The sequence below is a fragment of the Proteus vulgaris genome (genome assembly GCF_033708015.1).
In the GTDB taxonomy this organism is placed as follows: Bacteria; Pseudomonadota; Gammaproteobacteria; order Enterobacterales; family Enterobacteriaceae; genus Proteus.
Map to the genome: position 1 here is coordinate 2,268,566 of NZ_CP137920.1, position 21,826 is coordinate 2,290,391.

Here is a 21,826-nt window from a genome sequence, read left to right on the forward strand (position 1 = left end):
ATAATTAAAATATTAATAATAAAACAATGTGTTTAAATTTTCTTGAATAAAAATACGATAAATATTAAAGCAAGACAATTTAATAAAATATCTTTTACCTATTAGACAACATAGAATTGACGACAATCTTTTAGGTAAAAAAAAAGTCTGAATAATTTCAGACTTTTTTATTCATTAATAAATTTTCATTAAAATTTAAAGCGGATCCACTTTTAAGCAAGAGACCGCATGGCGGAAGCTCCCTTCTAATAAAGGTCGTGTTTTGGCACATTCTTCATCTGCCATCGGACAACGTGTACGGAATATACAACCTGATGGTGGATTAATCGGTGAAGGTAATTCTCCCTCTAATAAATCAATGTGCTTATTACGCTCTTTATCGGGATCAGGAATAGGTACTGCTGACATCAACGCTTTAGTATAAGGATGAAGTGGATGATGATAAACTTCATCATAGGTTCCTAACTCCACTGCATGCCCTAAATACATCACCAAGACACGATCTGAAATATGTTTTACCACTGCCAGGTCATGCGCAATAAAGATCAAAGATAATCCCATCTCTTTTTGAATATCTTTCAGCAAGTTAACCACTTGAGCCTGAATTGATACGTCTAATGCTGAAACAGGTTCATCACAAATTACTAATTTTGGTTCTAAAATTAACGCACGCGCAATACCAATACGCTGACATTGTCCACCTGAAAATTCATGAGGATAACGGTTGATTAAATTTGGCAATAATCCGACTCGCATCATCATTGCTTTGACTTTTTCAACCACCTGCGCCTGTTTCATTTTAGGGTGATAGGTTTTAAGCGGTTCAGCAATAATATCGCCAATCGTCATTCTTGGGTTTAAGGAGGCCAGCGGATCTTGGAAAATCATTTGGATATCTTGGCGAATATCGCGCCATTGCTTATTACCCATTCCCAGTAAATCATTGCCTAACCAAGTGACTGTACCGCCAGAGGCTTTGACTAATCCAATAATGGCTCGCGCAAATGTCGATTTACCACAACCCGATTCACCAACCACCCCTAATGTTTCACCTTCATATAAACGTAATGTGACACCATCAACGGCTTTAAGACTTTTTTTAGGTTGCCAGAACCACTGTTTATTATCTTGAACATCAAAGTAAACTTTTAAATCATTTACTTCTAAAATAACTTTTCTCTCTTGTAATGTGGCTTGAGTCATACCAATTCCTCCACCGCTTTAAAACAGGCACGTAATCGCCCTTGTGCAAATTGCGCTAATTGAGGTTCACTCGTTAAGCATTGCTCTGTTGCATACTGGCAACGTGGTTGGAATGGGCAGCCTTTTGGTAAACGCAATAAATTAGGCGGATTTCCTGGAATGGTGGCGAGTCGTTCATCTTCACCATCTAAGCGAGGAACAGCCTGTAACAATCCAATAGAGTATGGATGTGAGGGTTGATAGAAGATATCACGCGCTTTACCGTACTCCATGGTACGACCTGCGTACATCACCAAGACTTTATCACAGATACCCGCAACAACCCCCAAGTCATGGGTGATCATAATAATCGCGGTGTTTAAGTCACTCTTAAGCTCATTGAGTAAGGTCATGATCTGAGCTTGAACCGTCACATCAAGTGCCGTTGTCGGTTCATCAGCAATTAAAAGTTTTGGCTTACAGAGCAATGCCATAGCAATCATTACGCGTTGACGCATGCCTCCTGAAAACTCATGAGGATACATACTCATACGTTTATGGGCTTCTGGCATTTTTACCGCATCTAACATACGTACTGATTCTGCATAAGCATCGTTTTTACTCATGCCTTTATGTAACATTAATACTTCAATAAGCTGCGCACCGACTTTCATATACGGGTTTAATGAGGTCATTGGATCTTGAAATATCATGGATATTTCTTCAGCACGCATTTTATTTAATTCACTTTGGCGCAGATTTAAGATCTCGCGACCATTAAAGTTTGCACTACCCGCTGTGCGACCATTTTTCGCTAATAAGCCCATTAATGCGAATGCGGTTTGGGATTTACCTGAACCCGATTCACCGACGATCCCTAGGGTTTCACCAGCGGCTAATTCAAAGTTGAGTTTATTAACGGCAGTAACATCACCATCTGGTGTACCAAAAGTCACACAGAGATCTTTAACACTTAATAACGACTTGCTTGTTGAATTTGTCATTTTGTTCTCCTTAACGATCTTTCGGGTCTAATGCGTCACGTAAGCCGTCACCGATAAAGTTAAAGCAAAACAGTGTGACAACTAAGAACGAAGCCGGGAAAAGTAACAACCAAGGAGAAACTTCCATTGAATTTGCACCATCGCTTAATAGTGCTCCCCAACTACTTAATGGCTCTTGTGTTCCTAACCCTAAGAAGCTTAAGAAGGATTCAAATAAAATCATACTAGGGACTAATAAAGAGGCATAAACCACCACCACACCCAGTACGTTAGGGACGATATGTCTTAACACGATATTGCGTGATGACACCCCACAAACTAACGCAGCTTCAATAAATTCCTTGCGTTTTAGGCTTAAGGTTTGTCCTCTTACTATACGAGCCATATCGAGCCAAGATACCATTCCGATCGCAACAAAGATCAGTAAGATATTTTGACCAAAGAAGGTCACTAATAAGATAACAAAGAACATAAATGGGAATGAGTTTAAGATTTCCAGTAAACGCATCATCACAGAGTCAACACGTCCACCAATATAACCTGCCATTGCGCCATACAGCGTACCAACAATTACGGCAACAAAGGCTGCTGCAATACCCACCATTAATGAAATACGTCCACCAATCGCAACACGGACTAATAAGTCACGACCTGATGAGTCCGTGCCAAAATAGTGAGAAGAGGCAAAATCAGGTGCCATTGACATCATTTCCCAATCAGTATCGTCATAAACAAAAGGCGATAACATAGGGGCAAAAATAACAAATAATATAATGAAGAAAAGCAATACAAGGCTCGTGATGGCCGCTTTATTGTGCATAAAACGACGACGAGCATCTTGCCATAAACTACGACCTTCAATATCTAGCTGCTCCGAGAAATTCCCCAGAGCTTCGCTGTTTTCTTTCAGTGATAACATAACGTGCTCCAGTGTCTATTAATAACGAATTTTCGGATCAATAACGGCATATAAAATATCGACAATCGCATTAAAGAAAATCGTTAATGCACCTACGATAATGGTTAAACTTAATACCAATGAGTAATCTCGGTTTAAAGCACCATTCACGAATAATTGTCCGATACCCGGTAATCCAAAGATAGTTTCAATCACCATAGAGCCCGTAATAATACCGACGAATGCAGGCCCCATATAAGAGATAACAGGTAGCAACGCAGGTTTTAAAGCATGACGCAGTACAATTCTTTTCATCGGCAAGCCTTTCGCTTTTGCCGTTCTGATAAAGTTTGAGTGTAAAACTTCAATCATTGAACTACGGGTAATACGCGAGATACTGGCAATATAAGAAAGCGATAACGCAATCATAGGTAGCAACATATATTGCACTGCTCCCCCATTCCAGCCCCCCGCCGGCAACCACCTTAGCGAGATAGCGAAAATAAGAACCAGTAATGGTGCGACAACGAAACTCGGTATTACAACCCCCGTCATGGCAAAAGTCATGACGGTATAATCCCATTTGGTGTTTTGATTCAGTGCGGCTATCACGCCTGCCCCCACACCTAAAATGACAGCGAAAATAAATGCCGACAACCCTAATTTAGCCGAAACAGGGAATGCTTTACCGACTAAGGTGTTTACACTGTAGTCTTTATATTTAAAAGAAGGCCCCAAATCCCCTTTCGACAATTGAATTAAATAATCGAAGTATTGCTTATAAATGGGATCATTTAAGTGATATTTCGCTTCAATATTTGCCATAACTTCCGGTGGAAGTTTTCTTTCCCCTGTAAAAGGGCTACCGGGTGCCAAACGCATCATAAAAAACGAAATCGTTATTAGAATAAATAGAGTCGGTATCGCTTCTAAAAAGCGACGAAATATAAATTTGAGCATTGCCCGTTCCTATAACACAAACCTATTCAGGCGTGACGATAAAAAGACCTTGTCTTAAGCAGACAAGGTCTCGCCCGATTACTTAGCAATAATGTACAAGTCTTTAGTATGTAAATTATCTAATGGATCTTTACCTGAATAACCACCCACATAAGGTTTAACTAAACGGGTGTTTACATAGTAGTAAAGCGGAACAATCGCCGAATCTTTATCTAATACGCCTTCAGCTTTTTGATAAATGGCGGCACGTTCGTCATCAGATTTCACACGTAAAGATTCTTTGATCAATGCGTCAAATTCTGTGTTTTTATAGTGAACCGTGTTGTTACTGCTGTAAGACAGCATCATGTTTAGGAATGAAGAAGGTTCGTTATAATCTGCACACCAGCCCGCACGTGCAACATCATAAGTTCCTTGGTGACGTGTATCTAAGAACGTTTTCCACTCTTGGTTTTCAAGAGACACCTCTGCACCTAAATTTTTCTTCCAAATTGAAGAAGCGGCAATTGCCACTTTTTTATGAAGATCAGAAGTATTGTACAGAAGTTTAAATTTCAGTGGGTTTGCTTTGTTGTAGCCCGCCTCTTCTAACAATTGACGTGCTTTTTCATTACGTTGCTCTTGAGTCCAAGTCGCAAACCACTCTGGTTTGCTCTCTTTAATTCCATCTGTGAATGGTGGGGTAAAGCCATAGGCTGGGATATCACCTTGGTTTTTCACTTTATAAGTGATGATATCTCTGTCCATTGATAGTTTCAGCGCTTCACGAACACGAGGATCGTTAAATGGGGCTTTTTCATTATTAATTTCATAATAATATGTACATAAGTATGGGCTTATACGCAATTCATCTGGGATCTCTTTTTTCAGTTTTTGGAAAAGTTCGATCGGTAAATTGCTATATGTCATGTCGATTTCACCCGCACGATAGCGGTTTACGTCAGTCACTTCTGATGAAATAGGTAAAAATGTGACTTTATCTATAACAGTACTTTTATTATCCCAATATGTCGGGCTACGCTCTAAAACAATACGTTCGTTGACTGTCCAATCTTTTAAATTATAAGCGCCGTTGCCGACGAAATTAGCGGGTTGTGTCCATTTTTCACCAAATTTTTCAATCACTTTTTGATTAACTGGCGACATGGAGGAGTGAGCTAATAGTTTTGGTAAATAAGGCACCGCTTCAGATAAAGTAATTTCTAATGTGTTGTTATCTAATGCCTTAACACCTAAGTCTGTGGCTTTTTTCTTACCTGCGATAATATCGTCGATATTCACGATATGTGCATATTGCAGATAGCTTTCATAAGGAGATGCCGTATTAGGATCGGCTAAACGTTGCCAGCTATAAACAAAATCTTGTGCTGTAACGGGGTCACCATTTGACCATTTAGCACCTTCACGAATTTTAAATGTCCAAACAGTAAAATCTTTATTTTCCCAGCTAGTTGCAGAGCCTGGTAGAATTTCGCCATCTGGTCCAACAATCGTAACGCCTTCGAAGAGATCACGTGCTAATGCAGATTCAGGTACGCCTTCGATTTTATGAGGATCAAGCGATTGTGGCTCAGAGCCATTATTACGTACAAGGACTTGTTTTTCAGCTAATTTCACCCCATCAGGAACAACTGCGGCGTTAGCCGTTAGCGCTGACAATCCAAAGATTGCACTTATTGCAATCGCCAACGCACTCTTTTTAGTTAAATGACTCATCTTATAAAGTACTCCCAGTTAGTGAGTTGGTTGTTAGACAACCATTCTGTGATGTTCGGTTGTGTTTTAGAACGGTTTACACAACTTATTGTTTTTACAAAAAATAAATAAATCTTGCTTATTTGCTATCTGTGCTTAATTGCCAGATAGCATTATAATTTTTTATGCCGCTATCTTTTTCATGTAGCTTTTTATTGTTTCGCTACTTTTTAAATGACGTCGAATGATTCAAATCGTACATAACTATAGAAAATCGATAATTTACCAGTTTTAGTTATCTACCTTTATAAAATAGCGCTTTAAGTCCGTATAATCAAAGGGGTCTTTGCCTGTAAATCCACCTATTTTTGGACTAACCAATCTAACACTGACACGGTAATAGACAGGCACTATCGCAGAATCCTTGTCTAGCAGGGCTTCAGCACGTTGATAGAGCTGATGGCGAGCCTCTTTATCAACGGCAATTGAGGCATTATTTAATGCATCATCGTAATCATTATTTTCATAAAAGACGGTATTAAGGCTACTTGTGGAAAGAAACGAGTTTAAAAATGAGGTTGGTTCATTATAATCCGCGCACCATGTCGCCCTCGCGACTTGGTAATTTCCTTGATTACGGTTTTCTAATGCCGTTTTCCACTCTTGGTTTTGCAACGTCACATTTGCACCAATACTTTTTTTCCACATTGATGCTGCCGCTATTGCCTGCTGTTTGTTTTGATCTGAAGTATTGTAGAGCAAAGTAAAAGTCAGTGGATTATGTGCATCAAATCCTGCTTCTTTTAATAATTCACGCGCCCTTTCATTACGTTGTTGTTGTGTCCAATACGACCATTTGGGTGGTTTAAAATTGCCATTACCAATAAAAGAAGGAGTAAATGAATAAGCGGGTATTTGCCCTTGTCCCATTATTTTCTCAGCAATCACTTGTCTATCAAGAGTCAGTTTCACTGCTTCACGAACACGGGGATCATCAAAAGGCGCTTTTTTATTATTTAATTCATAATAGAAAGTACATAAATACGGTGTGACATGTAAATTCTCTGGCTGCTCTTGCTTCATCTTTCTATAAAGAACAGGAGGAATAGCGCTATTAGTGATATCTATTTCACCACTACGATAGCGATTTATATCACTGGTTTCTGAGCTAATTGGTAAAAATGTGGCTTGTTCAATAATGGTGTTTTTATTATCCCAATAAAGTGGATTACGTTTTAAAGTGATCTTTTCATTTACAACCCAATCTTCAATAACATAAGCACCATTACCAACAAAGTTTTCTGGGCGAGTCCAATTTACACCATATTTTTCAACAATCTCTTTTTTAACTGGTTTTAATGGAGTATGGCTGACCATATCAACTAAGTAAGGAATTGGCTTGGTTAAACGGACTTGCAAAGTATGAGGATCTATCGCTTTCACACCTAATGTTTCAGGGGATTTTTTGCCACTAAGAATATCTGCAACATTTTCAACATAAGCATATTCGAGATAACTGGCATAAGGTGAACCTGTTTTAGGATCTACCACTCGGCGCCAGCTATAAACAAAGTCTTCAGCGGTAACGGGTGAGCCATCACTCCACTTTGCATCTTCTCGCAAATAAAATGTCCACACCTTGTTATCATCCGTTTCCCAACGTTGTGCAACACCAGGCATACTTTCACCATTCGGTCCAACATAGGTCAATCCCTCTAATAAATTTAAAATAATATTCGTTTCTGGTGCACCTTCTACTTTGTGCGGATCGAGGGATGAAACTTCAGTGCCGTTATTAATCACAATATTCTGTTGTTTCGCCAGAATAGTGCCCTCAGGAAGAGTGACGGCATGAGAAAAAAAGGAGGTTAAGACAAGTGACATGATACTGAGTGGAAACACTGTTTTTAACGTAACTTTATTTTTCATGGGTACCTCTCCTAATAAACAATAATTTATAGCGGGGTCGCGCAATTAACGATATGTATCGTTGTTAAATTTTGATTGTAATATTTATGGCTCTCAAACGTTTAATAATATTAATGAGATAAAAATGATACCAACACTCTTCTTTTTTACTCTTATCGTAAATTTTGTCAATTAATGCGGTATTCTTATCACTTAACTTTATTGAGCCCTCTAGAGTTCTATCCTGAGAAAATAAAAAATATATATCGAGAGAAGCAAAACAACAAATAAACATTAAATTAACATCATGCAAGTTTTATAGATAGAAAACCTACTTAGCTCACAAAATTAATATAATTAGGATGGATTTTATCCGACTAACAGAACTTTATGGTGCTTTATTTGTAAAGAATTTCTCTTTACAATTAATTGAAAATAACAATAAATTCACCTTTAAGATGAATAACAATTCTAATCTAAAAATATTTATAGATTATTAAATATTCACTTTTATTATTTGTTTTTAAAAATTAGTCTAAATTTTTAGTTGAAATAGAATTAGGCCATTTTTCATTTATATTTCTATATGTTAGATAAAAAAACCTCTTTAATATACATATCGGATATTAAAGAGGTATTTAGTTTTAAAATGATACCCTCAATTTTTTCAGCTAGTTAGCTGATTTTGATTGAAACCATTGTAGCTTCTCATTCAGTTTGACGACCTCTCCCACAATCATCAAAACGGGGCTTTTCATGGTTTCTGCCATCTCTGTTAGTTGACGTAATTGACCAACAACGACTTTTTGTGTTGTTAATGTCCCTTCTCGATATAACGATGTCCTACCATACCGTTACCAATGATTGCGAGTATTTCATCATCATGCTCTTGCGGTTAATTATTCTTCCACCATAATTAATCATGATTGCTTATAACGAAGTGTTATATGTAAGCGTAATTAAAACTTTGCGCATTGGTCACGTTTTGCCTAAGTTAATTTCACAAAGTAATAACTAATAAGTTATTGACATAACGACTTTAGCTATACCGTTTCAGGGAGCGTCTCATGAAAGCAAAATTATTATCATTATTCGTTGTAGGTGCCCTTTCCGTACCTGCATTTGCAGCAACACCAGCTAATACATTAATTGTGGTACAAGGGCTTGATGATATTGTCAGTCTTGACCCCGCAGAAAGTAATGAACTGTCTAGTATTCAAACCGTTCCTAGTTTGTATCAGCGTATTGTTCAACCTAATCGTGATAACCCTGAAATAAATGAGCCGATTTTAGTTGAAAGTTGGCAAGCTAACCCTGAACAAAAAACAATCGTATTTAAAATTAAGCCAGATGCAAAATTTGCATCAGGTAACGCTGTTCGCCCTGAAGATATTATTTTCTCTTATCAGCGTGCGATCACCATGAATAAATCCCCCGCCTTTATTCTAAATGTTTTGGGTTGGAAAGCGGATAACATTCATTCGTTACTAAAAAAAGTCAGTGATAACGAATTGGAAGTACGTTGGACTGCCGATGTCAGCCCTGATGTTGTGCTAAATATTCTTTCAACCCCAATTGCTTCTATTGTTGATGAAAAACTGGTTTCTGCTCACATTAAAAATAATGACTTTGGTAATAGCTGGCTGAAAATGAATTCAGCAGGAAGCGGTGCATACAAAATGCGCGCTTATCAACCACGTCAGGCTATTGTGTTAGAAGCAAACCCGCTATCACCAACTGGCGCGCCTAAAATGGCGAATATTATTATTAAAAACGTGCCCGACCCAGCATCACGCCGCTTGTTGATTGAAAAAGGTGACGCAGATATTGCCCGTGAACTGGGTACCGATCAAACAGCCGCGTTAGCAGGCAAGGCTGGGATCCAAATTTTAGATATCCCTTCGGCAGAACAGGTTTATATGGCTTTTAATACTGCCAGCGGAAACCCTGTACTGAGTAATCCCGCATTTTGGGAAGCATCTCGTTATTTAATTGACTACAAAGGTATTACTGAAGATTTAATGCGTGGTCAGTATTTTATTCATCAAAGCTTTTTACCCGTAGGTTTGCCCGGTGCACTAAAAGATAATCCATTCACTTTTGATCCCGAAAAAGCCAAAGAAATTTTAGCCAAAGCAGGGATCACCAATGCACGCTTTACGTTAGATGTCGAAAATAAAGTCCCTTACATCACTGTGGCGCAATCTATTCAAGCAAGCTTTGCTCAAGCGGGTGTGCAAGTCGATTTATTACCAGCAGCAGGTAGCCAAGTGTATAGCCGTGTGCGCGCGAAACAACATCAAGCAGCGATCCGCTTTTGGATCCCTGATTATTTTGATGCACACTCAAATGCCAGTGCCTTTGCTTATAATGATGGACAATCCAATACGGTCGCTTGGTTAAATGGCTGGAATATTCCTGAATTAAGTCAGCAAACATTGACTGCACTTAATGAAGCAGACAAAACAAAACGTCAATCGCTCTATACAGAAATGCAAAAAGAGTTACAACGTAGTTCACCTTATGTATTTATCGATCAAGGTAAAAACCAAATCGTCATGCGCGATAACGTCAAAGGTTATGCGCAAGGCCTGAATGCAGATATGGTCTATTATGACAAAGTAACTAAGTAATATTAGTAATATTTTTTCTGAAACCATCCACAGTCATGATACCGTGGATGGTCTATTTTTTGCCATTTCACTAGGCTATTGCTGTATGAATACTGCTATGACGTTACCTTTTCGTCTAAAAGGTCAGTTAATTACCTTTGCGCAAGGAATACTGACACTGGTGCTGACTCTTCTCGGCCTTCTTGTCATCACTTTTACGCTTTCTGCACTTTCACCTGTCGATCCTGTCTTACAAATTGTCGGTGATCACGCAAGCCTTGAAACCTATAACCAAGTAAAACATGAATTAGGATTGGATTTACCTATCTATATGCAGTTCTTTCACTATGTGGAAGCATTGCTACAAGGACATTTAGGTACAGCAACATCAACAGGTCAGCCCGTACTTGATGATTTATTAGCGACTTTCCCCGCTACATTAGAATTAGCAACGGTTGCCTTACTGATTGGTGCCAGTCTCGGGATTTTATTTGGTGTTTTATGTGCGCGGTTTGTGGGAACCCCCTTTGATTTTATTTTGCGGATCCTAACGTTATTAGGTAGCTCAGTCCCTATTTTCTGGCTAGGTTTGATTTTGCTATTGATCTTCTATGCCACATTACAATGGACGGCTGGTCCTGGGCGATTAGACGATATCTATCAATTCACCATTGAGCCTATCACGGGTTTTGCCTTAATTGATACCTTATTAGCGGGCGATAAAGATGCTTTTTTTAATGCATTATCACATCTGATTTTACCCGTATCCCTATTAGCTTATTTTGCCCTTGCTTCTATCACTCGTTTGACTCGATCAGCCTGCTTAAACGAAATGAATAAAGAGTATGTCACGTTAGCAAGAGCAAAAGGCATTGGTGAGTTGCGTATTCTTTTTTATCACGTACTACCTAATATTCGCGGTGTTTTAATGACCATTATCGCCCTATCTTATACGGGGATGTTAGAAGGTGCTGTATTGACAGAAACCGTCTTTTCTTGGCCTGGAATTGGTCGATATCTTACTACGGCGCTTTTTGCAGGCGATACCACAGCCATTATGGGCGGCACTTTAATTATCGGCTTATGCTTTGTCTTTATTAATAATATGACCGATATCGTTATTCGTTTGACTGATCCGAGGCTCCGCTAATGTCACACTCATTTTTAAGAAAAATAGCGCGTTCGCCTTCCGCATTTATCGGTTTATCGTTACTTATCTTGTTATTAATTATTGCGATTTTTGCACCTTGGTTAGCCCCTTATGATCCCAATTGGCAACATGCTGCTCAACGTCTGTTAGCCCCCAATGCTGAACATTGGCTAGGCACCGATAATTATGGACGTGATATTCTTTCTCGCCTTATCTATGGAACTCGTCCAATGTTAGGTTTAGTGGGACTGGTGGCAATTATTACGCTACCTTTGGGATTATTCATTGGGATTTTATCTGGATATTACGGTGGTTGGACTGAACGTATTTTAATGCGCTTCACCGATATTGTGATGTCAATGCCTTCTCTTATTCTCGCTTTCGCCTTTGTTGCAATGTTAGGCCCTGGTCTGCTCAATGGTGCATTAGCCTTAGCGTTAACGGCATGGCCTGCTTATGCGCGACAATCACGCAGTGAAATTCAGCATTTACGCAATAGTGATTATCTTGCTGCGGCTGAAATGATGGGAATTAAAGGTCTACGACTGTTATGGGGACATATTTTACCGCTATGCTTACCTTCAGCCATTGTACGTTTAGCGCTGAATTTAGCGGTAATTATCCTCGCTGCTGCAGGATTGGGATTTCTTGGATTAGGCGCACGCCCCCCCATGGCAGAATGGGGAGCAATGATCGCAGAAGGTATGCCCGTTATTTTTGATCAGTGGTGGGTTGCCGCTATTCCGGGTACAGCAATTTTAATCAGCAGTCTGGCATTTAATTTATTGGGTGATGGGCTACGGGATGTATTGGGAGATACCCATGAATAAAACACCATTAATTGAGGTCAATAATCTTTGTATCGATTTCCCTAAGGCAAGAGTAGTCAACAATGTCTCCTTCACTTTAGGTCAAGAACGTCTCGCCGTTGTCGGTGAATCAGGCTCAGGCAAATCAATGACTGCTCGTGCATTAATGGGATTAGTTCGTCAACCGGGAAAAGTCAGCGCAGATAAATTAAACTTGCAGGGAAATAATCTATTGAATTTCTCATCTCGCCAATGGAATAACATTCGAGGTAATACGATTTCAATGGTATTACAAGATCCTCGTTATGCCTTAAATCCTGTAAAAACGATTTATCAACAAGTAGAAGAAACCGTAAAACAGCATCAAAAACTTTCGCGCCAAGATAGACGCCAACTTATCATCGATACACTGCTGTCTGTTGGCTTACCTGAACAGAATATTTATCGCTATCCCGGTGAATTATCAGGTGGTATGGGGCAACGAGCAATGATAGCTATTGCACTAATTAATAACCCTACTATTTTAATTGCTGATGAACCAACATCTGCACTTGATGCTCAGCTTCGTCATCAAATTCTTGAACTGATCACCACACAGTGTGAACAACGTAACATGGGCTTATTGCTAATTAGCCATGATTTGCCTCTTGTTGCTGAATATTGCGAACGTGTGATGGTGATGTACCAAGGTGAACAAGTTGACGAACTCAATGCCAAAGCGTTGCCAACTGCCACGCATCCTTATACTCGTACACTTTGGACATGCAGACCGAGTGCAAGCACTTATGGCACTCAATTGCCCGTATTAGATAGAACGCTTAATTTCAAGGGGCTGCATCATGCTAATTGATATTCATGATTTACATGTTCAATTTGAGCAAGGTAAACAAGCAAAGCACGTTGTAAAAGGGATAAATTTACATGTTCAACAAGGTGAAACCTTTAGCTTAATAGGTCGTTCTGGTTGTGGAAAATCGACTGTTTTACGAGTGATTGCCGGATTATTGTCGCATTGGCAAGGTGATATATCGCTTTTAGGGCAAACCATTAAACCACAACAACGTTTTCAAGGAGCGCTACGCCGTAATATACAGATGGTGTTTCAAGATCCCTACGCTTCTTTACACCCTCAACACCGTATTGAACGTGCGTTTTCTGAGCCTTTAAAAATCCATCAAATTCCTTTTAATAAAAGTACGATTGAACAAGCATTAGCCCAAGTTGGTTTACCTGCGGATGTAACAAGCCGTTATCCTCATCAACTTTCTGGTGGGCAACGTCAACGTGTTGCCATTGCAAGAGCACTTTTATTACAACCTCAATTATTGCTTTTAGATGAGCCAACTTCAGCACTAGATATGTCAGTACAAGCCGAGATCTTAAATCTGCTTAACACGCTGAAAAAGGAACACCATATGACATACTTATTAGTCAGCCATGACGCGGATGTCATTGCACATATGTCAGATAGAGCGGCATTAATGGAAAATGGTGAACTAACACAACATTATGATCGAGATGCGTTATCAAAAGGGATACATCGTCTTGATTGAAATAAACGAGAATAGATAAAAGAAGAGATCCGAGCAGTATTACGTTATTAATACTGCTCTTTCTAAGAGTATTGTACCGTTTTTTAATTGTTCTGCGCTGTGTTTAAGCTAACAAGCCGGGGAAAATAGAACGCAATCCCGTCACAATAAATTCAATACCTAACGACATTAATAATAAGCCCATTATACGAGTAACTACGTTAATGCCAGTTTGCCCTAAATATTTCACTAATAGCGTTGCACTACGAAACAGCAACCAACAACAAAATGCAAAAAAGATACTGGTTGCAGCTAATCCTAAAAAGTTAGTAAAACCTTCCCAACGAGAGCTCCAGACAATACAAGAACTGATCGCCCCAGGCCCTGCCATCAATGGTAATGCTAAAGGTACAACAGCAACACTATTACGTACTGCGGATTCGTTTCGTTCTTGGTTATTTTGCTTATCTTCTCCTAAACGTCCATTTATCATGGTCATCGCAATAGTCACAATCAGCATTCCCCCTGCTATACGAAACGAATCGATAGAGATACCGAAAATACTCAGTATAGAATCACCGATTAATAGAGAAGAAACCAAAATAATTGCAACGGAGCCATTCGCAATTAAGTTTGTTTTATTGCGCCCTGCATCAGTTTGATAACTTGTCATACTGATAAAGACTGGCAAAATACCAATTGGGTTTACAATCGCAAAAAGACCGACAAAAAATTTAATATAACCGGATAAATCCAGCAGTGACTCCATGAAAAGCCCCTTCTTGGCTAATAAACATGCGAATTATTCTATAAAAGATAGAGTAACTCCAAAAAATGCGCGTTACTTTAAATCAATAAACCAGTTAATTCTATTAGTTAACAAGTTTTTACCTAAAATATTCTCTTGTAAACCGATCAAAACCTAGTGGTTTAATTTTATATCGAAATAAAGTGTACGACAAAAAAATCGTTGAACATTGATCGCATATAAGAATTATTCTCATAAAAAGCCATGCTGAAAGGTGTCAGCTTGCTAATTTTGTGATGTATATCACGTTAATTAATTAGAAAGATGGTAAGCTGTTATCATTCGAAGAAAGAGGGGTACTTCGAAAATATATTTATCTTTATTATTGTTTTTTTTAAGTTTTTTAAGCAAATTATGCCCTCTAATAATTATTACTGAAATGAGCACATAATCATCTATCTAGGCTATTCTTATTAGTTACGATGATAACGGCTAATTTGCTTAAAAAATTTAACATTTTATCAGGAGTCTCTTTATGTCTGTAACTAACGTTACTGAACTCAATGATTTGGTTGCTCGTGTAAAAAAAGCTCAACGTGAATTTGCTAACTTCTCTCAAGAACAAGTTGATGCTATTTTCCGTGCAGCTGCATTAGCGGCCGCTGATGCCCGTATTCCTCTTGCAAAATTAGCGGTTAAAGAGTCTGGTATGGGTATCGTTGAAGATAAAGTGATCAAAAACCACTTTGCTTCTGAGTATATCTACAATGCGTATAAAGACGAAAAAACCTGCGGGATTTTATCTGAAGATCTCACTTACGGTACAATCACCATCGCTGAACCTATTGGAATTATCTGCGGTATCGTACCAACAACGAACCCCACTTCTACTGCGATTTTTAAAGCATTAATTAGCTTAAAAACACGTAATGGTATTATTTTCTCTCCACACCCTCGTGCAAAAGAAGCAACAAACCGTGCTGCTGAAATCGTCTTAAATGCGGCTATCGCTGCAGGCGCACCAAAAGATATTATTGGTTGGATTGATGAGCCTTCTGTCGCCCTATCCAACGCATTAATGCACCATGATGATATTAACCTGATCTTAGCGACGGGTGGTCCAGGCATGGTTAAAGCTGCGTATAGTTCAGGGAAACCGGCTATCGGTGTGGGTGCAGGTAACACGCCTGTTGTTATTGATGACTCTGCTGATATCAAACGTGCCGTGGCTTCAATCTTAATGTCTAAAACTTTTGATAATGGTGTCATTTGTGCGTCAGAGCAATCTGTCATTGTTGTTGACAGTATTTATAAACAAGTTCGTGAGCGATTCTCAACTCACGGCGGTTACATGCTGACAGGTAAAGAATTAAAAGCAGTTCAAGATATCATCTTAAAAGAGGGTAACTTAAATGCGGCTATTGTGGGTCAGCCTGCAACAAAAATTGCTGAAATGGCTGGCATTGAAGTTCCTGTAAATACCAAAATTTTAATTGGTGAAGTAAAAGAAACCACAGAAGCAGAGCCTTTTGCTCACGAAAAATTATCTCCGCTATTAGCGATGTACCATGCTCAATCGTTTGAAGATGCTGTGCTAAAAGCTGAAAAATTAGTTGAGATGGGGGGCATCGGTCACACATCTTGCTTATATACAGACCAAGATAACTGTCCTGAGCATGTCGCCTACTTCGGCGACAAAATGAAAACATCCCGTATTTTAATCAATACGCCAGCATCTCAAGGTGGTATTGGTGACTTATACAACTTTAAACTTGCTCCTTCTCTAACGTTAGGTTGTGGTTCATGGGGTGGTAACTCCATTTCTGAAAACGTAGGGCCAAAACACCTTATCAACACTAAAACCGTGGCGAAAAGAGCAGAAAATATGTTGTGGCATAAACTTCCTAAATCTATTTACTTCCGCCGTGGTTGTTTACCTATCGCACTGGAAGAGATTGCGACAGATGGTAAAAAACGTGCCTTTATCGTGACCGATGGTTTCTTATTCAACAATGGTTATGTTGATGAAGTCACCCGTGTACTGAAAAAATTTGGTGTTGAAACAGAAGTCTTCTTTGAAGTTGAAGCAGATCCAACATTAAGCGTTGTGCGTAAAGGCGCAGAACAGATGAATAGCTTTAAACCTGACGTGATCATCGCATTAGGTGGTGGTTCACCAATGGATGCTGCAAAAATCATGTGGGTTATGTATGAGCACCCAGAAACTCACTTCGAAGAATTAGCATTACGTTTTATGGATATCCGTAAACGTATTTACAAGTTCCCAAAAATGGGTGTGAAAGCACAAATGGTTGCTATCACAACAACATCAGGTACAGGTTCTGAAGTCACCCCATTTGCGGTCGTCACTGATGACGAAACTGGTCAGAAATACCCATTAGCAGACTATGCATTAACACCAGATATGGCTATCGTTGATGCAAACCTTGTTATGAACATGCCTAAATCACTATGTGCGTTTGGTGGTTTAGACGCGGTGACTCATGCATTAGAAGCCTATGTTTCTGTATTAGCGAACGAATATTCTGATGGACAAGCGTTGCAGGCATTAAAATTACTGAAAGAGCATCTGCCAGCAAGTTATCATGAAGGCGCTAAAAACCCAGTTGCTCGTGAACGTGTTCATAATGCAGCAACTATTGCAGGTATTGCTTTTGCTAACGCATTCTTGGGTGTTTGTCACTCAATGGCGCATAAATTAGGCTCTGAGTTCCATATTCCTCACGGTTTAGCGAATGCGTTATTAATTTCAAACGTGATCCGTTATAACGCTAATGACAACCCAACAAAACAGACTGCATTCAGCCAATACGACCGCCCTCAAGCACGTCGTCGCTATGCAGAAATCGCTGACCACCTGGAGCTTTCGGCACCTGGTGACCGTACTGCGGCAAAAATTGAGAAGTTATTAGCGTGGTTAGAAGAAATGAAATCTTCATTAGGAATTCCATCTTCTATTCGCGAAGCCGGTGTTCAAGAAAATGATTTCTTAGCAAGAGTTGATAAATTATCTGAAGATGCGTTTGACGATCAGTGTACAGGTGCTAATCCACGTTACCCACTGATTTCTGAACTCAAACAACTGTTATTAGATTCTTACTACGGTCGTGAATTTAATGAACATCCCGCTGTTGAAGTGAAAGAAGAGACAAAACCAGCTAAAAAAAGCAGTAAAAAATAATCGAAACACGCTGTGTTAGTGTGATCCTCACTATTTCGATTATTTATTCTTAAATAGAGAAACCCAGTCCTATTATTTTATGGCTGGGTTTTTTTATAGCTTCTCATTGGGTTATGTACATCTTGCTACTGATTTCTGATACTAAGGAATAAGGCGTAATGCGTCACTATTCCATCACAGCTAATAGGTATTTGTACTTGTTTTGGCGTTTGATTTTTAATATAAAAAGAGTGTCTTACTTTATGCATTCATGATTAGTGCTAAAAAAGCCTCTGAGCGACGTATATCTTAAGCCATCTCATCGTATTACCACATTATAAAAAACGTCTTATAGACGATTACAGGAGGTGTCAAACTCGCCTCTCCTTTCATTAGTTGGTATATTATTTCACTCTTACCTTATTTGCTTCATAAAGTGATGATAACAAAATGTTGTTTATAACCCTCGTGTTCACTTTACGATTTATAACCATAGTTTTTATTCTTATCCCATAAAGAACAAATGACCTCATCATTTTTGTTATTAATGAGTGACCACAATATAGATATATAAATATTTTATATCTCTAGCTGTATTGAATTTATAAAAAATATAATTTCAATAAAATATTATCAAAATGAAGCTTGCTCGCTTGCTCAAGTAATAACGTAATAAAGGTTGCTATTTGTGCATTGTACTTAGAAAGTACTCCTTTAGTAGTATAAAAGGAGCCTATTTATCCCTATTAACAGGCATAAAGTGAAAAGCTTTATTTATTTAATATCAACTTAAGCATCCTATAATCAGCATCCATAAAATCTGATATAAATATTTCATTATACTCACGCTAGATAAAAAATGTTTTTGGGTATTTTATGACTATCTTTATTCAATTTTATTAAACTATGAATAATATAAATGCATCAAATGTCTTTCTCTCTTATCATTTGTAAAAAACAATATCGGCATCACAAAACAAACACCTTACGTATATTTGATTATGCCTTTTTTGATTAATGATAAAGAAATCGATGAAACAAATAAATTTTTCCATCAAAAAATAACATATCCTTACAGAAGAAAATCAAACTCACTGCAATTTGATATAAAAAAAGCCAATAATTTGACTAAAACTTAAAAATATATAAACATTTTTTAGTATTACCTAATATAACATTTTATTTGTAGGCTTATTTTATCTCTCTTTCACCTTAGCAATTTAGTGAAAGAGAGAATTTGAAAAGGTTACTCTTGTTCAATACACCCTTTTAGCGTTGCCTGTGTATAATGTTTACGGCAGACTGAAACATATTTTTCATTTCCACCAATTTCAACTTGAGCACCATCACTCAGGACATTTCCTTTATCATCTAAACGTAATACTTTATTTGCCTTTCTACCGCAATAACAGACTGTTTTAAGTTCTACGAGCTTATCAGCCCATGCTAATAAATAAGCACTACCTGTAAATAACTCTCCTCTAAAATCCGTTCTTAGTCCATACGTGAGAACAGGAATATCATAGGTGTCTGTTATATCGCAAAGTTGTTCGACATGTGCTTTACTTAAAAATTGGCACTCATCAATCAATACACAATGAATAGTCTGTTTGTTATGCTCAGCAACAATAACGTCACGAATATTCATATCATCACTAAAGAGTAATGCATCCGCACTTAATCCTATTCTCGAACTAATCTTTCCCTTTGCAAAGCGTGTATCAATAGCCGCAGTAAAAATCAATGTGCGCATGCCTCGTTCATTATAGTTATAAGAGGATTGCAATAAAGATGTTGATTTTCCAGCATTCATGGCTGAATAATAAAAGTAAAGCTGAGCCATCAGCTCTCTCCTTAAATAGTGTTTATTTTCACGAGCGACAGTCTAACATAAACAATCTACAAGTTATCCATAACAAGTATTTATTACCTTTATTTCTATTCTAGATATACCATCAAAAGATGAGGTTCGTTGTTAATGCTAATTTTTGCTTAAAAAATAAATAGCTTTAATAAGTACTTAACATATTAAAACACACCTTGATATACCTTTATTAAAGTATGAAAGTTAGTCCGATTCCATTTTTAGAAAAAAGTCCGTTATTATAAAAAAATGAACAAAGCTTTCTATTCTTTAGCATTAGCGTTATCATCCGTTAAAAGATGCATCTCCTTACTAATATTTCCTTTATTGACTAAAGATGCCTCAAGTTTTATTATTTTTTTCGTTGAGATATTAGTTTAAAAAAAAGAAATTTTACGTAAGGTTTGTATTTAGGTATTGCAGAAATTTAAATAGCAATCTATTATTAGTATTACATCAGCCAACAACATTTATTTGAGACCAGGAAAATGAGCGAATCTTTAAAAATATTAAATAACATCCGTACTCTCCGCGCACAAGCAAGAGAAACTTCTTTAGAAACTTTAGAAGAAATGTTGGAGAAACTCGAAGTTGTCGTTAATGAGCGTCGTGAAGAATTCTCATTAGAAAAAGCAGCTGAAGAAGAACGTGTTCAGAAATTACAAAAATACCGTGAAATGTTAGAAGAAGCGGGTATTGATCCAACAGACTTGCTTGAAGCAAGTGCGACTAATAAAACTGGCCGTGCTAAACGTGCAGCTCGTCCAGCTAAATACTCTTACGTTGATGAAAATGGTGAAACTAAAACTTGGACAGGCCAAGGTCGTACACCAGCTGTAATCAAACGTGCTATTGATGAAGAAGGCAAATCATTAGACGATTTCCTGCTGTAATTTAAGTCAATACTCTATTTAAAATACCCTTTTAATTATTTAAAAGGGTATTTTCTTGTTTGCTCCATTTAATTAAACAAGCGTTTAATTTTAATATGTGCTGATGTTGTTTGTGTTAGATAGGGGTAAGCGAAAATAAAAATATAACAACTGCGTTATTTATTTTTATTTATAATGAAAAAGGAGCTTTTATAGCTCCTTTTCTTTGATTTGATTTAATTAGACTAATATTATTAGTTTTTATAATAAGTTAAATACCAATCAACAAACTGTTTTACGCCATATTCTACGGCGGTATTCGGCGAGAAACCGATTGTCTCAGACAAGTCTTGGCAATCCGCACAAGTCGAAAGAACATCACCATCTTGCATCGGCATTAAGTTCAATTTAGCTTTAATATTTAATGATTTTTCTATTGCTTCAATGAATGACATCAATTTAGTTGGTTGCCCATTCCCCACATTATAAATTTTATAAGGTGCAGAACTTGAAGACGTTTCGCCTTTCTCTACTGTCCAATTTTTATCTGCTTCTGGTACAACATTGATCAATCGAACAACTGAACTCACAATATCATCGACATAAGTAAAATCGCGCGTCATTTCTCCACTATTATAAACATCAATAGGCTCACCAGCTAACATTGCCTTAGTGAATTTAAATAATGCCATATCAGGACGTCCCCAAGGACCATATACAGTGAAGAAACGTAATCCCGTTGTTGGTAATTGATATAAATGTGAATAGCTATGAGACATTAACTCATTCGCTTTCTTTGTTGCCGCATATAATGAAACAGGATGATCAACGCTATCTTCTGTTGAAAAAGGCTGTTTCTGATTTAAACCATAAACAGAGCTTGAAGAGGAGTAGATAAGATGTCCAACTTTATTATGGCGACATCCTTCTAATATATTAATATGACCAATAATATTCGCATCAATATATGCCATTGGGTTTTTAATTGAATAGCGAACCCCCGGTTGAGCCGCTAAATGAATAACTCGGTCAAATTGGTGTGATACAAATAATTGAGCCACTTTTACTGAGTCAACGATATCAAGTTTCTCAAAATGAAATTTTTCTAGCTGTTGTAATTTAGCTAATCGAGCTTCTTTTAGGCGCACATCATAATAATCATTCATGTTATCTATTCCGACAACATGATAACCCATTTCGATTAAACGCTGACTCATATGATAGCCAATAAACCCCGCAGCACCTGTTACCAATATTTTCATATAATCACTCAAATAACCCAATAATTTATTTTTATGCCAACGCTATCATGCTTAATATCACCTCGATTAAACATCATAACGCTTACATCATCATACATTACAGAAATCAACATGGCTCAATACTCAATGTATTGAGCCATACCTTAATA

Annotated in this window: 16 protein-coding genes; 7 read left to right on the plus strand and 9 right to left on the minus strand. The window is 37.8% G+C overall.

Going from position 1 to position 21,826, the window contains the following annotated elements; genetic code table 11:
• Positions 1–195: 195 nt before the first annotated feature.
• The 6 genes from oppF to SB028_RS10830 all read right to left on the minus strand — a co-directional run bounded on the left by oppF (position 196) and on the right by SB028_RS10830 (position 7,668).
• Entirely contained in the window at positions 196–1,203 is a 1,008-nt protein-coding gene (gene oppF / locus SB028_RS10805; RefSeq protein WP_128860328.1) for a murein tripeptide/oligopeptide ABC transporter ATP binding protein OppF, read from the minus strand.
• Positions 1,200–2,186, minus strand: coding sequence for an ABC transporter ATP-binding protein (locus tag SB028_RS10810; protein ID WP_069368991.1), 987 nt, complete (start codon positions 2,184–2,186; stop codon positions 1,200–1,202). Before SB028_RS10810 ends, oppF begins: the two co-directional genes overlap by 4 nt.
• Positions 2,187–2,196: 10 nt before the next feature.
• Complete coding sequence (gene oppC, locus SB028_RS10815) at positions 2,197–3,105, minus strand: oligopeptide ABC transporter permease OppC (protein WP_069368990.1); 909 nt, start codon at positions 3,103–3,105, stop codon at positions 2,197–2,199.
• An 18-nt stretch (positions 3,106–3,123) separates the two neighbouring features.
• A complete protein-coding gene (gene oppB / locus SB028_RS10820; protein WP_069368989.1) occupies positions 3,124–4,044 on the minus strand; it encodes an oligopeptide ABC transporter permease OppB in 921 nt (306 codons plus the stop codon).
• A gap of 78 nt (positions 4,045–4,122) precedes the next feature.
• Positions 4,123–5,760 (minus strand): oligopeptide ABC transporter substrate-binding protein OppA, encoded by a 1,638-nt coding sequence (oppA, locus tag SB028_RS10825; protein ID WP_069368988.1) that lies wholly within the window; start codon positions 5,758–5,760, stop codon positions 4,123–4,125.
• 270 nt (positions 5,761–6,030) lie between these two features.
• The gene (locus SB028_RS10830; RefSeq protein ID WP_069368987.1) at positions 6,031–7,668 is read right to left on the minus strand and encodes an ABC transporter substrate-binding protein; all 1,638 of its coding nucleotides are present in this window, start codon (positions 7,666–7,668) and stop codon (positions 6,031–6,033) included.
• A gap of 1,046 nt (positions 7,669–8,714) precedes the next feature.
• On the opposite strand from SB028_RS10830, the gene SB028_RS10835 reads away from it, so the two are divergent.
• From SB028_RS10835 to SB028_RS10855, 5 genes are all read left to right on the plus strand, one after another.
• On the plus strand, positions 8,715–10,280 hold the full coding sequence (locus tag SB028_RS10835) for an ABC transporter substrate-binding protein (RefSeq protein ID WP_069368986.1): 1,566 nt from the start codon (positions 8,715–8,717) through the stop codon (positions 10,278–10,280).
• An 85-nt stretch (positions 10,281–10,365) separates the two neighbouring features.
• Positions 10,366–11,409 (plus strand): ABC transporter permease, encoded by a 1,044-nt coding sequence (locus SB028_RS10840; protein WP_069368985.1) that lies wholly within the window; start codon positions 10,366–10,368, stop codon positions 11,407–11,409.
• A complete protein-coding gene (locus SB028_RS10845; RefSeq protein WP_260663984.1) occupies positions 11,409–12,239 on the plus strand; it encodes an ABC transporter permease in 831 nt (276 codons plus the stop codon). Before SB028_RS10840 ends, SB028_RS10845 begins: the two co-directional genes overlap by 1 nt.
• On the plus strand, positions 12,232–13,068 hold the full coding sequence (locus tag SB028_RS10850; RefSeq protein WP_069368983.1) for an ABC transporter ATP-binding protein: 837 nt from the start codon (positions 12,232–12,234) through the stop codon (positions 13,066–13,068). The genes SB028_RS10845 and SB028_RS10850 overlap by 8 nt, the downstream gene beginning before the upstream one ends.
• On the plus strand, positions 13,055–13,771 hold the full coding sequence (locus SB028_RS10855) for an ABC transporter ATP-binding protein (RefSeq protein ID WP_409565628.1): 717 nt from the start codon (positions 13,055–13,057) through the stop codon (positions 13,769–13,771). The genes SB028_RS10850 and SB028_RS10855 overlap by 14 nt, the downstream gene beginning before the upstream one ends.
• A 103-nt stretch (positions 13,772–13,874) precedes the next feature.
• Here SB028_RS10855 and SB028_RS10860 read toward each other — a convergent pair whose 3' ends face one another.
• Entirely contained in the window at positions 13,875–14,519 is a 645-nt protein-coding gene (locus tag SB028_RS10860; protein WP_248620231.1) for a YchE family NAAT transporter, read from the minus strand.
• Positions 14,520–15,033: 514 nt separating this feature from the next.
• Between SB028_RS10860 and adhE the strand changes: the two genes are divergently transcribed.
• Positions 15,034–17,700: a bifunctional acetaldehyde-CoA/alcohol dehydrogenase gene (gene adhE / locus SB028_RS10865; protein ID WP_069368980.1), complete on the plus strand. Its 2,667-nt coding sequence runs from the start codon at positions 15,034–15,036 to the stop codon at positions 17,698–17,700.
• Between the two features lie 1,225 nt (positions 17,701–18,925).
• Here the strand turns inward: adhE and SB028_RS10870 are convergent.
• Positions 18,926–19,522 carry a thymidine kinase gene (locus tag SB028_RS10870; protein ID WP_069368979.1) on the minus strand — a complete coding sequence of 199 codons (597 nt, stop codon included), beginning with the start codon at positions 19,520–19,522 and terminating at the stop codon, positions 18,926–18,928.
• A gap of 509 nt (positions 19,523–20,031) precedes the next feature.
• Between SB028_RS10870 and hns the strand changes: the two genes are divergently transcribed.
• Entirely contained in the window at positions 20,032–20,436 is a 405-nt protein-coding gene (hns, locus tag SB028_RS10875) for a histone-like nucleoid-structuring protein H-NS (RefSeq protein WP_069368978.1), read from the plus strand.
• Between the two features lie 233 nt (positions 20,437–20,669).
• Here the strand turns inward: hns and SB028_RS10880 are convergent, their stop codons facing one another.
• Positions 20,670–21,677: an NAD-dependent epimerase gene (locus SB028_RS10880; protein WP_069368977.1), complete on the minus strand. Its 1,008-nt coding sequence runs from the start codon at positions 21,675–21,677 to the stop codon at positions 20,670–20,672.
• Between the last annotated feature and the right edge of the window lie 149 nt (positions 21,678–21,826).

Excerpts from the sequence above, each read along its gene's own strand:
- oppF (WP_128860328.1), bottom strand. The coding sequence starts at position 1,203 with ATGACTCAAGCCACATTACAAGAGAGAAAAGTTATTTTAGAAGTAAAT.
- SB028_RS10810 (WP_069368991.1), bottom strand. The coding sequence starts at position 2,186 with ATGACAAATTCAACAAGCAAGTCGTTATTAAGTGTTAAAGATCTCTGT.
- oppC (WP_069368990.1), bottom strand. The coding sequence starts at position 3,105 with ATGTTATCACTGAAAGAAAACAGCGAAGCTCTGGGGAATTTCTCGGAG.
- oppB (WP_069368989.1), bottom strand. The coding sequence starts at position 4,044 with ATGCTCAAATTTATATTTCGTCGCTTTTTAGAAGCGATACCGACTCTA.
- oppA (WP_069368988.1), bottom strand. The coding sequence starts at position 5,760 with ATGAGTCATTTAACTAAAAAGAGTGCGTTGGCGATTGCAATAAGTGCA.
- SB028_RS10830 (WP_069368987.1), bottom strand. The coding sequence starts at position 7,668 with ATGAAAAATAAAGTTACGTTAAAAACAGTGTTTCCACTCAGTATCATG.
- SB028_RS10835 (WP_069368986.1), top strand. The coding sequence starts at position 8,715 with ATGAAAGCAAAATTATTATCATTATTCGTTGTAGGTGCCCTTTCCGTA.
- SB028_RS10840 (WP_069368985.1), top strand. The coding sequence starts at position 10,366 with ATGAATACTGCTATGACGTTACCTTTTCGTCTAAAAGGTCAGTTAATT.
- SB028_RS10845 (WP_260663984.1), top strand. The coding sequence starts at position 11,409 with ATGTCACACTCATTTTTAAGAAAAATAGCGCGTTCGCCTTCCGCATTT.
- SB028_RS10850 (WP_069368983.1), top strand. The coding sequence starts at position 12,232 with ATGAATAAAACACCATTAATTGAGGTCAATAATCTTTGTATCGATTTC.
- SB028_RS10860 (WP_248620231.1), bottom strand. The coding sequence starts at position 14,519 with ATGGAGTCACTGCTGGATTTATCCGGTTATATTAAATTTTTTGTCGGT.
- adhE (WP_069368980.1), top strand. The coding sequence starts at position 15,034 with ATGTCTGTAACTAACGTTACTGAACTCAATGATTTGGTTGCTCGTGTA.
- SB028_RS10870 (WP_069368979.1), bottom strand. The coding sequence starts at position 19,522 with ATGGCTCAGCTTTACTTTTATTATTCAGCCATGAATGCTGGAAAATCA.
- hns (WP_069368978.1), top strand. The coding sequence starts at position 20,032 with ATGAGCGAATCTTTAAAAATATTAAATAACATCCGTACTCTCCGCGCA.
- SB028_RS10880 (WP_069368977.1), bottom strand. The coding sequence starts at position 21,677 with ATGAAAATATTGGTAACAGGTGCTGCGGGGTTTATTGGCTATCATATG.